Raw genomic sequence first — 13588 nt, forward strand, 5'->3', positions numbered from 1 at the left:
CAGATTGATTGAAGGTTCGCTTATGCGTAAATGTTTTTTATCATTATTGTTAATTCTCTCTTTAAAGACTGGTTTTTGCAGTCCTTATGCCCCGTTTGAACCTGACTTTGTCACTGAGTATAAAAAAGTCTCAGATGTGAGCCTGAAAATCCATGTTTTTAATCCTGACGACCACAGCCAGGCCGACAGCAGGCCGGCAATAGTATTCTTTTTCGACGGCAGCTGGCAAACCGCGTTTATAAAGCAGTTTTACCCGCATTGCGAATACCTCTCAAGACGCGGCATGGTGGCCTTTGCGGCGGAATACCGCGTTGAAAGTATTCACAATACCTCACCTCGGGAATGTGTTATGGATGCCAAATCCGCTATACGATGGCTCAGGAGCAATGCCGCGGCGCTGGGCATAGATCCGGACCGGATCGCGGCGGGCGGCGGTTCGGCTGGCGGCCATATTGCAGCGGCCGCCGCCGCAATCGATGGTTTCAATGAAAGCACTGACGATGTTTCAATAAGCTGCATTCCAAATGCACTTGCCCTTTTTAATCCCGTATTTGATAACGGTCCCGAGGGTTACGGGTTTGACAGGGTCAAAGATTACTGGCGGCAGTTTTCTCCGCTGCACAATATACACGCATCTATGCCGCCGACTGTAATATTTCTGGGAACCAAAGACGAACTAATACCGGTCAGCACTGCACAAAAATACCGGCAGAAGATGCTTGAGCTTGGTCTCAGGTGTGAGCTTTGCCTTTACGAAGACCAGCATCACGGCTTTTTTAATTTAAATCACAATGAATATTACAATAAAACTCTTTCTGTTCTTGATAGTTTCTTAGTCTCTCTTGGTTATATAAACCAAATGCAGCCGGAAAGGCAGATCGATGAATCAGGGTTGAACACTGTTAAACTGCTTGATAAACCTGTTGTCAAATGGCGGGGCGGCAGTATTCAGTTAAGAACAGGCGAGACGGTTGAGTTTTCAAATCCCCATGTAAAGGAACACGATAACAGGCAAAGCCTTATAACGGAGGCGGCCTCTGGATTTCAGATAAATGAGTGGACTGATCATTCAAAATCAGGCGAAGGCGATAAGTGGAGCAGACGTCTTGTCTTTATCAATAACTCGGATAAGCAGGTAGATGTTACCGGCGCTAAATTTACGTTTGACGTAAATTTCTGCGGTGATATCTGGGATAATGACAATTTTTGTATGGCGGATACTGAATACGGCCGCAGGTTTATAGTCGGGTATAACAGCAGCGAGGATTATAACAGCATAAACGCCGCTGAAAATGACGGGCAACATACGATCGAAATAAATGTCCATGCCGGCTGGCGGCTCAAACCGGGTCAGCAGGCCGTTATGAGTGAGGCTGTTTTTGCCTTGAAAAGGCCGGATGCGGATGAGACATTCAGGGAAACTGCCGCGTGGTGGTACAAAGATGTTTTGAAAATGAAACGCCCGGATTACCCAGACTGGTTAAGAGGTTCGGTAATGTATGAAGCGGCGGCTTCGGGGCATATCGATTCAAGTTTTTCGGATACAGGCGGCTTCGACAATTTCGCAAAGCAGGTTCCTTACCTTGCCGATATTGGGGTAAATTTTCTCTGGCTTAATTCCGTCTTCAGGCACAAGGGGCCATCACCAGATAAAGGCTGGAATCATTATGATCCGCTGGATTTTACAAAAATAGATGAGGTTCTCGGCGGGCCCGAAAGTTTAAGACGCCTTATGGATGTCTTAAAGGATAACGGCTTTCATACTGTAGGTGAGCTTGTACCGCATGGCGGCCAGTCAGTTCAGGCACGCAGACTCACAGACCAGTGGTCAACGAGGTCGCCGGAGGGCAATATTATTCCCACGTGGAATTCGCTGCATATAGATTACAGCAGTCCGCCCTGGCAGGAGACCATGGGCAGGGCGGCGGCGATGCTTGCCGGTTTCGGTATGGAAGGTGTGCGTATAGACGTTGCGGATCCGGTTTCGATGAACTGGAGCTCACCGCGGACAAACCATGCTTCATACTCTCAGCTTGGCGGCTCGCTTGAGCTCCAGAGGAAAATCGTTGAATCAATGAAAGATGCAGGGATTGATAAACCGCTGCTGATCCCCGAATCATGTTTTGACAGGCCGGAGTTCGGCCGGCTGCCGGCAATTGGATACGGCTGGTCGTTCATTTTTAAACTCCACAACCTCCTTGAAGAGCATCGCGGTAATCCGCCTGTACTTGTAAAGCATCTGGAGCGGGTAATTACCGATAAACTTGATTCAAGCCCTCCCGGCTATCTGCTTATCTGGTCAGCGGGCAATCACGACATGCTACATCAATACGGACGACCCGCAATCAGGTTCGGAAGGGGTCTGTTCAGAGCTATATACGGGATATGCGCCTCGCTGCCCGGGGTGCCAATGCTCTATCAGGAAGACGAAATAGGCTCTTACGATACCATAAGGGCCATAAACTGGGCCAGAAGGACACTTCCCGAGTTCAAGTCTGACCACTATTGCCTCGATTCTGTTACCTTTGATGAACAGGGCAGAGTTTTCGATATTCTCAGAAGTGAAAACTCGATTTTTACAGCAGATTCAAAATCAACTCTGGTTCTTGTCAATCTCTCCGGTGAATTCATTCAAGGGACTGTCGAATTTGACGGGTTTCAGAATTCAAATCTGCCGGATCAGGTCGAAATTTTTGATGTATTAAACAGCCAAAAGTTTACCATGAATAGCGGCAGGTTTGATTATTCTCTTGGGGCCTACCAGACTGCCTTCTTGAGAATAGGCCGCCGGTCGGAACCCCTTCCCAAACAGAACTTTACAGGGCAAAAGCTGGTTAAAGATATATATTCATCGGAATTTGAAACACAAATCAACCAGGATAACGTCCGTGTCGTGAATGGAAAAATCGCCGCGGAGCTGAATACCGGCAGCGGCATAAGCAACTTGGAACCTGAAAGCTTCACTGTCAGTTACCAGGGAGAGTCAACCCTGTCTCTGAAGGTTTTCAACAGCAACAGATGGAAAGTTTCCGCTGTTGATTCTCTGATAAGCGACAGGACACTTAGACGGCATTATCCATTCGATCCGGATACGGGTTATAAATGGAACAGAACCTCTTCCCATGGCTATCCGTATCTTTATGATAAAGTTGCCCCCGTAGGCAGGCTGTGGCAATCATTCACTGAGCCGCTGCATCCCGAAAAACCCTCTATAGTTTTCTATGATAAAGACGGCAAAGGCATCAGATTGGATGTCATTTCCAGTAATGCGGAGAATATTGTCCTTACAGACAGAACGGACGAGTTTCCGGATGAGCCCTTTGCCCTTGAGCTGCGTTTTTATCTAAATGATCCGGATATAAGCGATAAGGCCAGGGCATTTGGAATCAGGCCGGCCTTTGAGATAGAACCAATGCCTGATAACAATTTCGATAAAAAATTGAACGTTGAGCTTGCAATATCGGCGGCAGATATATCCGCTGAAAACCTCGAAGCAAAACGAATGCCCAACCCGAAAACTCATGTTCCTGCGGCCCTGATTGGCGAGGGCTTTGATGTGCCTGTCGGCCCTGTGCGTTTTCTCAGCGAGGGCACAGTCCTGTGGCCAGTGCTCTCAGCTCCCGCAGGCAAATATTACCTGCAGTTTGAAGCTGTTTACTCATCTGAATCAGTTGACGGCAGAGAACTTGCAGATTGCTATGAAGTACAGTTCAACGGCAGAAAACTCGACGCTCAATGGGTAGAATTCAATACAGGCAGCACCTTTATAGATTCTATGTACTATTTCGGATATCTTCGAACCGAACCGGTAATCATTACAGATACTTTCAGGGTCTCTTTTTCCGCCTCAAGGGGCAGATGTGTTCTCAATAAGCCTTTTAAATTGATAAAAGCAGACGAATAAATTCAGGATTGCAGTATGTTACAAAATATAAACAGAAGAGAATTTCTAAAGACGACTTCTATGGCCTCCGGCGCGGTGTTAATGGCCGTATGCGGCTCATGGGCGTTATCGAACAGGAGGCAAAAGCCAAACCTTGTTTTTGTATTTGCCGACCAATGGCGTGCACAGGATACAGGTTATGCCGGCAACAGTGATGTCCTGACACCTAATCTTGATAAGCTGGAAAAGGAGAGCGTAAACTTTAAAAACGCTGTCTCATGCTGTCCGGTTTGCAGCCCCTTCAGGGCAAGCCTGATGACAGGTCAGTACCCCTTAACACATGGGTTGTTGATTAACGATTTGCAGCTGAGCACCAGAGCAGTGTCTTTTGCCCACGCACTGGCCGGTGCCGGGTATGATACTGCATATATCGGCAAATGGCATCTCGACGGCAGCGGCAGAAGCGACTACATACCACCGGAGAGAAGGCAGGGGTTTGACTACTGGAAAGTCCTTGAATGTACACATAATTATAATCATTCAGAGTATTACGCCGGCAGCAGTGACAAGGTGCGTGCATGGGACGGATATGATGCGTATGCCCAGACGGATGATGCTGAGAAGTATATAACGTCGAGATCCGGGAGTGGCAAGCCGTTTGCCCTGTTCCTTTCATGGGGGCCTCCTCATAATCCATACCGGACAGGGCCCAAGATGTGGCTTGATTATTACAGCTCCCGGGATATCAAGATGCGGCCCAATGTATCGCCTCAGGATTACGGCAAAGCTAAAAAGGATATCACGGGTTATTATGCCCATTGCTCAGCACTTGACAGGTGCGTTGGGCAGCTGCTTTCGGCGATCCGGGGAAACGGAATTGCCGATAACACAATCTTTGTATTCACCGCCGACCACGGTGACATGCTGTATTCCCACCGGCAGGTAAGGAAACAGAAACCGTGGGAAGAATCGGTTAGAATACCGTTCCTTGTCAAATGCCCGGATAGCTGGCAAGTCCGTCCCAGGCAAAGCGGAGAGATGATAAACTCTCCGGACATAATGCCGACAATGTTGTCACTGTGCGGTGTTGATATACCCGATACAGCCCAGGGCACGGATTATTCCGGCGTGATATTTGGGGGAAAATCCAACATAGAAAATTCTGCCCTGATAATGTGTCCCTCGCCGTTTGGTGAATGGCATCCTGCAAGGGGAGGTGTAGCATATAGAGGCGTTAGGACAAAACGTTATACCTATGTCCGTAAACTGGACGGGCCATGGCTTTTATATGACAACCTGGACGATCCTTATCAGATGAACAATCTTTGCGGAAAAACTGAATATTTGGATATTCAGCAAAAACTGGAAAAAGAGCTTGAATACTGGCTTAAAAAAACCGGCGACGATTTCGCCTCGGGCCCTGAACTGCTCAAAAGGTGCGGTTATAGGGTTGATAAAAAACTGACTGTCCCGTTTGATAACCCGGACTATCACGGTCAGGTTTCAAAACCGGCAGCAATATAAAGCAACTAATAGAAAGACTAACCGGAGAACGCGTATGACCTCAAAAGAAAGAGTCAAAATCACTCTGCAACACAAAGAAGCTGACAGGGTTCCCATCAACTTTGCCGGCGCAAATATGGACATTGACAGGAGGCTCAAAGAACATTTTGGCCTCTCACCAGATGACAATGACGGTTTGCTGGAATGTCTCCATGTAGATTTTAGAGTGATAGAACCGCCATATACAGGAAAAACAATACATGAGAATGTCCCCGGGCGAAACATTGACCCTCTTTGGGGAATCCGTACACGCTGGATAGAAAACGAATCCGGCGGTTACTGGGATTACTGCGATTTTCCGCTCAGAGATGCAACACTGGAGCAGGCAAAGAACTGGCCGATGCCTGATCCGGATGACTTTGACTATGACAGCGTTTTAGAACAGTGCCGGAAATATAAGGATTATTTCATCGTTTTTGGAAATCCGGGCTACGGTGATGTGATAAACAGTACGGGGATGCTGCGGACAATGGAGCAGACACTGATAGACCTTATAACCGATGACCCGGTCGGGCTTGAGATAATGAACCGTAAGGTAACAACGCAGTCAGAAATTCTCCGCAGAGTTCTGGAGACTGCTGGTGATAAGATCGATATGCTCTGGATAGGTGAAGACCTGGGAACACAGAAAACACCTATGGTAAGCCTCGATGTATTCCGCCGACACATTATTCCTCTGCACATGAAGAATATCAGCATAGCCAAAGAGTATGGCCTGCCGGTGATGATTCACAGCTGCGGCTCAAGCAGTTGGGCGTTTAATGATTTTATAGAGATGGGTATCGACGTTGTGGATACTCTTCAGCCAGAGGCGGCAAACATGTCGCCGGAGTACCTCAAAAAGACCTTTGGTGAGAAACTCTGTTTCAACGGCTGCATATCTACTGCCGGAGCGATGGCTTACGGAACTACCGATGAAGCGGCACAAAGCGTAAAAGATGTACTTGACGTGATGATGCCCGGCGGCGGGTACATAATGGCACCGACTCACAGCATACAGGATAACAGCCCAACAGAAAATGTGGTCACCGTTTTTGAAACAGCTTATGAGTACGGAAAATACGGTGTGGGGTAATTATTCATAGCCCGCATATTCCATAAAATTGTCGATACTTTCGTTTCTGTCCATGATGCGTACTGGTTAAGGTTTAATGGGACCATCTATAAAGTTTGTCTCATTTGGATAATAACCACTTACGAACAAAGTAAACGAGTTTGAATTTTTGGCTCAAAATGCTATCACAAGAAAATGCGTTCTCTTGTGAACTGCGTCGCCTGAAAATACGAAAGCCCATACATATCATATCTTTAACACACTATCGGTGCATCAAAATTGAGCGTGTTACGGTTAAAATCGCCCCAAAAATGCAAAATCTGCGAGGTTAATGCAAGCAAAATAAAGCTCAAATAAGCGTTGGTGACTATAAACGCCTGGGGCTTACACTAAAAAATGAATGCTAACGGAATAGCTCGTAATGCAGCCGTCATAATTTTGTGAATTTTGAATTTGCATAACTGCTGTGTATTTAATAAAATAATAAATTCCACTTTTGGTATGATTAACGATATTTGTAGTAACATTATGGTAATAAGATGCAGACAGCAATAAAAAAAGCAAGGGCGATGATAGAGGCGATGGAGTATATCCGCGCTTTCAAAGACAAGATCGTAGTTGTAAAGCTTGGCGGCAGTATCCTTGAGGACTTAGAGTTACAGCGTAAACTGCTTAAGGATATAGCCTTTATGAAAATCGTTGGCATGAGGCCGGTGATAGTGCACGGCGGCGGCAAGCACATTTCGCAGGCCATGGAAAACTCGGGAATAGAACCGCAATGGGTTCACGGCCGCCGATACACAGACAAACGTACCTTAACCATAGTTGAGCGGACCCTCATACACGATGTTAATTCCGGTATATGCAAAGCCCTTAAAGAACTGGGCTGCTCTACAATGGCTCTCCATTCACTTGGCAGCTGCGTGATATTCGCAAAACCGCTTGAGATGAAAACAGAAGAAGGCAGGCGTCTTGACCTTGGTCTGGTTGGAGAGGTTGACAAGGTAAACTCCGAGCTGATAATCAATCTTTGTGCGGCGGGAACAATTCCTGTTATCGCCCCGATAGGAATCGATAAGAACGGTCAGAAACTGAATATAAACGCCGACAGCGCCGCCGGCATGGTGGCGGCGTCGGTAAAGGCTGAAAAATTTGTTCTACTGAGTGATACACATGGGATCCTGATGGATATAAATGACCCTGAAAGCAGAATATCTTCTTTGACAGAGACTCAGGTCAAGGAACTTATCAGAGAGGGCGTAATCTCCGCCGGTATGCTTCCTAAGGTAGAAGCCTGTTTCACGGCACTTGACGGCGGTGTCGGCAAGGCGCATACAATAGACGGACGAATAGAGCATTCGCTTTTACTGGAAATATACACTGAACAGGGCATAGGGACGCAAATAATTCGCTGACATAAAGGCCTGATTTACTTTTATTTGCATTTTATAAGATTTTAACTCTCAAATATTTTAAATTTTAATGGACTTGAAAATGACTACTCAGGAAACAATAAATCTTTTTGATAAATATGTTATAGGCAATTACGGCAGGCTTGCAAGGGTTATAGTCAAAGGCTCTGGAAGCCGGCTTTGGGACGCAGACGGCAACGAAATACTGGACATGTTTCCCGGCTGGGCGGTAAGCGGCATCGGCCACTGCCATCCAAAAGTCGTTGAGGCAATCCAGCGGCAGGCGGCGGAGCTTATTCATATTGACAATACCTTTTATATTGAGCAGCAGGGGCGTTTGGCCCAGATGCTGTCCGAGCGAGGTTTCGGCGGTAAATGCTTTTTCTGCAACAGCGGGGCAGAAGCCAACGAGGCGGCATTAAAACTGGCCCGTCTTCACACAGACGCGAAAAAATACAAGTTTATAACCACGGAAAAGAGTTTTCACGGCAGAAGCATCGCAACGGTTACCGCCACCGGACAGCCGAAATACCATAAGGGCTTTCTTCCGCTGGTGCCCGGGTTTAAACATATTCCTTTCAACGACATAAAGGCGTTAGAGGCGGCTTTTGATGATGAGGTGGCCGCGGTTATGATTGAGCCGATACAGGGCGAGGGCGGGATCAACGTTGCCACGGATGAATTCATCTCGGCAATCCGCCGGCTTTGTGATGAAAAGGGAGCTTTGATGATTTTTGATGAGGTTCAGACCGGCATGGGCAGGACTGGTAAATGGTACGCCTGTCAGCATTTCGATGTTGAACCGGACATAATAACCCTGGCCAAGGCTCTCGGCGGAGGTATGGCTATAGGGGCAATGATGGCCAAACCGGAAATTGCCGATTCGCTCGTTCCCGGCACTCATGCCTCGACATTTGGCGGCAACCCAATGGCGTGTTCGGCGGCAATAGCTGTAATCGAGGCAGTAGAAGAGGAGAATCTCTTGTCCAATGCAATTGACATGGGAGCCTATACACGTGAAAAACTTGAGGAGCTTGCCGGTGAATACCAGATAATAGACCACGTCCGCGGCATAGGCCTTATGATTGGTCTCCAGCTCAAGAGCAGCGGCGCGGAGATTGTGAGCAAATGCCTTGAAAAAGGGCTCCGTATTAACTGCACTCAGGGCAGTGTGATACGGTTTATGCCTGCAATGACGGTTACCAGGGAGCAGATAGATTCTGCGATAGATATCTTCAGGTCTGTCCTCAAAGATACCAAGCAGGCCGCTGAAGATGAGGAAAACCAGTAAACCGGACTGTTTTGTCCGCTCTTGATTCAAATTAGATTATTACGAGGATATCATGAAACACTTTTTATCAATAAATTCCTGCTCCAGCCAAGAGCTGCTCGAGCTGCTTGAACTCTCAATTGACCTTAAGAAACTTTACAAGTCAAACAAACGTGTTCTATGTCTTGCCGGCAAGTCTCTGGCGATGATTTTTGAGAAACCAAGCCTCAGAACCCGTATGAGTTTCCAGGTTGCCATGACAAATCTCGGCGGCGCATCGGTTTATGTGAAACCTGAAGATGTCGGCGGCATCGGCAAGCGTGAACCGCTAAAGGATATGGCCAGGATACTGAGCGGCTATGTTGACGGCATAATGGTCAGAACCTTTGCGCATGAAACAGCAACGGGCCTGGCTGAATATGCTTCTGTGCCGGTGATTAACGCACTTACTGACTGGTCTCATCCATGTCAGGCAATGGCGGATATAATGACCGCAAAAGAGCATTTCGGAAAAATAGAAGGCCTCAAATTCGCTTTCATCGGTGACGGCAATAATGTCGCCAGATCGCTGGCCTTTGGCTGTGCTAAGCTAGGTATGCGTATCGAAATCGCCAGTCCTGCCGGTTATGAGCTGGATAAGGGTTCGATTGAAAGGGCAAACGCCATTAAGCCGGGTACCGTTGTCCAGTCATCGGATCCTATACAGGCGGTTAAGGACGCAGACCTCATATACACCGATACCTGGGTGAGCATGGGCCAGGAAGAAGAAAAAGCCAAACGTATCAATGATTTCCAGGGTTTTCAGGTGAATATGGATATGCTCAAGGCGGCCGCCTCTCATGTCAGGGTTATGCACTGTCTGCCGGCATACCGCGGCTATGAAATTACCGATGAAGTATGCGAATGTGAAAATTCGATAATCTTTCTGGAGGCCGAGAACCGCCTGCATTTTCAGAGGGCACTGCTCAAAAAGCTCATGAGCTCAAATTGATGTCCGTTACTTGCCGATACAGAATTTAGAAAAAATATTTTCAAGAATCTTTTCGTCAATGGCTTTGTGCTGTTCTATGCCCACGAGAGTTTCGTGAGCATCTCTTAGACACAGAGAGGCGATTTCGTAATTTCCCGAGCTGATATGAGATGCTGCCTCCCGGCATGAATTTCGGCAGCTGATAAGCGAATCTTTGTGCCTCTGGTTTATTGATGAATGGACGGATTCGCCGTCAGATTTACCGGCTAATTCTTCAAGCTCAGCGGCAATCATTTTTTTTAATTTATCAATATTTAAGCCGTTTTTACTACTTATAAGAACAGTTTCATACCCTTTGAATTCTTGCTCTGTTTTGTCTGTTTGTTCTTCGCAAAGGTCTGTTTTTGTGAGGCTTATGATTATTTTTTTCGCGGTAAATCTGTTGAGCAGTTTTATGGACTCTGCCGGGTCACCACTACAAACGTCATGGCAGAAAATAACCAGATCAGCAGCTCCAAGCGCCTCTACAGCGGCGTCCTGACCAAGCCTGTCAAGGACATCAAGGGCGGGTTTGTTAGAGAGGCCCGCACAATCAAAAAGCACGCATTCGGTGTTCTCAAGTCTAAGCCGGGCGGTTAGTATGTCGCGTGTCGTTGCCCGTGCAGAGGAAACGATGCTTCGCTGAGACTGGGTCAGGCTGTTGAGCAGGCTGCTTTTACCTGCGTTGGGCAGACCGGCGATACCAATTGAAGGCATACCGATCATGGCTTCTCTTCGGATATTCTGGTCGAGGAGTTTTTGTGTGGAGCTTATAATTGAATTTGTACGCTCTGCTGCCTGTGACTCTGAGATAAACATTTCTGTCTCTTCGACGAAATCCATCTCCGCCTCTAACAGGCTGAGCAATTCGACAATACCTTCTTCAATCTGTGATATCTCGCTTGAAAGCCTGCCTTTAAGCATTTTCTCAGCCGCTGTAATCTGATACAGGTTTGTGCCTGAAATCAGCTCAGAAACGGCCTCGGCCTGGGCAAGGTCAAGTTTCCCATTGAGATATGCTCTTGCAGTAAACTCTCCTGGACCGGCCGGCCGTGCGCCTGCGGCGGTAATAGACTCGAACAAAATCATAGCCGCCGCTGTTGGAGAGATAACATGCAGCTCTATCATCATCTCGCCGGTATATGAACTTCCGTGCGGAAAGAAATATGCGAAACAGTCGAACAGCACGCCGCGTATATCTGTTTTTACAGCTGTTATGCTTCTTTGTTTGCTGGAGATATTCTCCTCCGGCCTTAGAACACTGGAGATGATTTTCAACGCATCCGGGCCGCTGAGGCGTATTATATGCCGCAGCGCCCTGTTATCAGACGAGCTCAATGCCGCTATTGTGGTATTGGCTGTTAGCATATGTCAATTCCCTAAGTAAAGTTGCTATTGACATTTATTTTCGCTCATGCGGGCGGCAATGTTTGCTAATCAACTGTTTTTGAACAGCGGTTTGGGCTTTTTCTTTTTCGCCTTGCCTCCGGTTTTGCTGGTAACCGGAACCTTGCCGCGGGCTTCCTGCTCTTCTTTTTCCTGTATGTGCTTGCGGATGACTTTTTGTTCTATCACTCCTCCAAACACACTTGTCATAATGTAGAGGTTCAACCCTGACGGAGCGTTATAAAGGAATATCAGCATCATAATCGGCATCATCCAGAGCATCATTTTTTGCTGCTGCTGCATTTGCGGGTTTGCCGCGGCTGTGGATGTTGTTGACATAAGTTTCTGCTGCAGGAACATTGCCACGCCCAGCAGAATCGGCAGCAGGTTAAAGGCTGTCAATTCCCAGCCCAGCAGCGGTATTTCCACAGGGCTGAACGATACCAGAGCGTCCGGAGCCGAGAGGTCTGTTATCCAGAATGGAAGGAATTTTGCGCCTCGAAGGTCTATACTGGCATAAATAGCTGAATACAATGCGATCCAGATAGGCATCTGAATAAACATCGGCAGCATTCCTTTTATTGGAGATGCTCCCTGTTCGCGGTAAAGCTCTGCCATCGCCCGCTGCAGTTCCGCTTTGTTGTCGCCGTATTTCTTCTTGAGCTCTTCCATCTTGGGGCCCAGCTTGCCCATTTTCATCATTGATACCTGTCCGCTTTTAGTCAACGGATGAAGGCATGTTCTAACGAGCAATACAAGTATGATGATTATAATTCCATAATTGGGAATGACGGCATACATGGTTTTCATTAAAGCAAGTATCGCAAATGAGATAGGGCGGAACAGGTTGCCGCAGCACATCCTGAAGTCAATCGTGTGAATAAGGCCGATACTTCTGTAGTATTCATCGTTTTCAAATATTGCCTTAACTTTCGGCCCCAGGTATATGTTGGTTACCCGTGATTCTGATTCGCCCGGCGCCAGTTCTATCTTCTCATAGGTAAGTACATGGCCGACATTGTCCCTGTCGTAAGCCTTTGGCTGCTGTTTTAGGCTGAGCCCCTTTTGAAGGCCGTCAAAATAGTAATTCAGCTCTTTTATTTCAAAGGGTGCGAGTTCATTCTGTTCATTCAGGCTGTCAGGTATCATTATCCCTGTGAAATATTTGTTTGAAACGGCAGTCCATCTGAGTCTGGCGGCTTCTTTGGGCCGCTCAATTGTGATTTTATTTTCCGGTATTGGATTATTGAGGTACTCAACAGCCTGTTTACGCATTTTAGTAATATCGATTGTGCCGGAGACTATCCCGGTTCCGTCGGCCTTGGTATAGCCGGTGAGGATCTTTCTGGCATCTGTCCGAACGGCCTCACGTGCAAAACCGGTAGGGCTCTGAATATCATAAGAGAGCTTCAAAGGCATGTCGGAGAGATTTTTTATTGTGTCGGTGCATGTGAAGTGTTTGAGAGCAGGTAAAAGGGTATAAGTTCTAGTTACTTTTATAAATTCTTTATCTTCAAGCATATACACTGCTTCAAGCTCAATGTTCTGTGATCCGCTGCTGCCGCCGCGTACGCCGGTAAATTTCCAGTCAAGTTTGTATAGCGGAAGCATAAGCCCGCTGCCCTCTATAGTCAGATATCTTGCCGATAAAGGCAGTATCGTTTGGCCGCCGGTGCCGGTAACAGGTTTCATTGCCACGAGAGGTTCTGTCTCTGAGCCTCTTTCGAAAAAGCCGTTAAGCCTGGCCTGTTCGATGGAAGCGCCTTTGGAGCTGATCGCAAGCTCCATGGTAAAATTACTTTCCGGGTCAACAGAGCCGATAACAGAAACATTTTCAGGCGAATTTTTGGCTGTCAGCAGTTTTGGGTCTATAGTTAAGGTTTGTTCGGCGTCGGTTTCCAGTCCGGTCTTATTTGGATTTTCTGCCGGCTCTTCTGCGTATAGACAGCTCGTTATTAAAGCAGTTAATATAAATAGAAATATTGTAGTTTTATTTTTCATTTTCTTGTTT

The 13588-nt window shown here is 47.0% G+C and carries 8 protein-coding genes; 6 read left to right on the top strand and 2 right to left on the bottom strand.

The window, feature by feature from the left end; all coding sequences use genetic code 11:
- The first annotated feature begins 136 nt into the window (after positions 1 to 136).
- From SMSP2_RS14790 to argF, 6 genes are all read left to right on the top strand, one after another.
- Complete coding sequence (locus tag SMSP2_RS14790) at positions 137 to 3904, top strand: alpha/beta hydrolase fold domain-containing protein (protein WP_222566391.1); 3768 nt, start codon at positions 137 to 139, stop codon at positions 3902 to 3904.
- Positions 3905 to 3919: 15 nt separating this feature from the next.
- Complete coding sequence (locus tag SMSP2_RS03370; RefSeq protein ID WP_146682610.1) at positions 3920 to 5407, top strand: sulfatase family protein; 1488 nt, start codon at positions 3920 to 3922, stop codon at positions 5405 to 5407.
- Between the two features lie 34 nt (positions 5408 to 5441).
- Entirely contained in the window at positions 5442 to 6521 is a 1080-nt protein-coding gene (locus SMSP2_RS03375; protein ID WP_146682611.1) for a uroporphyrinogen decarboxylase family protein, read from the top strand.
- A 518-nt stretch (positions 6522 to 7039) separates the two neighbouring features.
- Positions 7040 to 7915, top strand: a complete 876-nt coding sequence (gene argB / locus SMSP2_RS03380; RefSeq protein ID WP_146682612.1) for an acetylglutamate kinase — start codon at positions 7040 to 7042, stop codon at positions 7913 to 7915.
- 79 nt (positions 7916 to 7994) lie between these two features.
- Positions 7995 to 9203, top strand: a complete 1209-nt coding sequence (locus tag SMSP2_RS03385) for an aspartate aminotransferase family protein (protein WP_146682613.1) — start codon at positions 7995 to 7997, stop codon at positions 9201 to 9203.
- 52 nt (positions 9204 to 9255) lie between these two features.
- Entirely contained in the window at positions 9256 to 10173 is a 918-nt protein-coding gene (gene argF, locus SMSP2_RS03390; protein WP_146682614.1) for an ornithine carbamoyltransferase, read from the top strand.
- A 6-nt stretch (positions 10174 to 10179) separates the two neighbouring features.
- Here the strand turns inward: argF and SMSP2_RS03395 are convergent, their stop codons facing one another.
- Together SMSP2_RS03395 and SMSP2_RS03400 are read right to left on the bottom strand one after the other, a co-directional pair.
- Positions 10180 to 11559, bottom strand: a complete 1380-nt coding sequence (locus SMSP2_RS03395) for a tRNA modification GTPase (protein ID WP_146682615.1) — start codon at positions 11557 to 11559, stop codon at positions 10180 to 10182.
- A gap of 69 nt (positions 11560 to 11628) precedes the next feature.
- The gene (locus SMSP2_RS03400; RefSeq protein WP_146682616.1) at positions 11629 to 13578 is read right to left on the bottom strand and encodes a YidC/Oxa1 family insertase periplasmic-domain containing protein; all 1950 of its coding nucleotides are present in this window, start codon (positions 13576 to 13578) and stop codon (positions 11629 to 11631) included.
- Positions 13579 to 13588 lie beyond the last annotated feature (10 nt).

This window comes from Limihaloglobus sulfuriphilus, assembly GCF_001999965.1.
Classification (GTDB): Bacteria; Planctomycetota; Phycisphaerae; order Sedimentisphaerales; family Sedimentisphaeraceae; genus Limihaloglobus; species Limihaloglobus sulfuriphilus.

What these genes read in the sequence shown, in the direction of transcription:
- SMSP2_RS03370 (WP_146682610.1), top strand. Translation starts at nt 3,920, where the DNA reads ATGTTACAAAATATAAACAGAAGAGAATTTCTAAAGACGACTTCTATG.
- SMSP2_RS03375 (WP_146682611.1), top strand. Translation starts at nt 5,442, where the DNA reads ATGACCTCAAAAGAAAGAGTCAAAATCACTCTGCAACACAAAGAAGCT.
- argB (WP_146682612.1), top strand. Translation starts at nt 7,040, where the DNA reads ATGCAGACAGCAATAAAAAAAGCAAGGGCGATGATAGAGGCGATGGAG.
- SMSP2_RS03385 (WP_146682613.1), top strand. Translation starts at nt 7,995, where the DNA reads ATGACTACTCAGGAAACAATAAATCTTTTTGATAAATATGTTATAGGC.
- argF (WP_146682614.1), top strand. Translation starts at nt 9,256, where the DNA reads ATGAAACACTTTTTATCAATAAATTCCTGCTCCAGCCAAGAGCTGCTC.
- SMSP2_RS03395 (WP_146682615.1), bottom strand. Translation starts at nt 11,559, where the DNA reads ATGCTAACAGCCAATACCACAATAGCGGCATTGAGCTCGTCTGATAAC.
- SMSP2_RS03400 (WP_146682616.1), bottom strand. Translation starts at nt 13,578, where the DNA reads ATGAAAAATAAAACTACAATATTTCTATTTATATTAACTGCTTTAATA.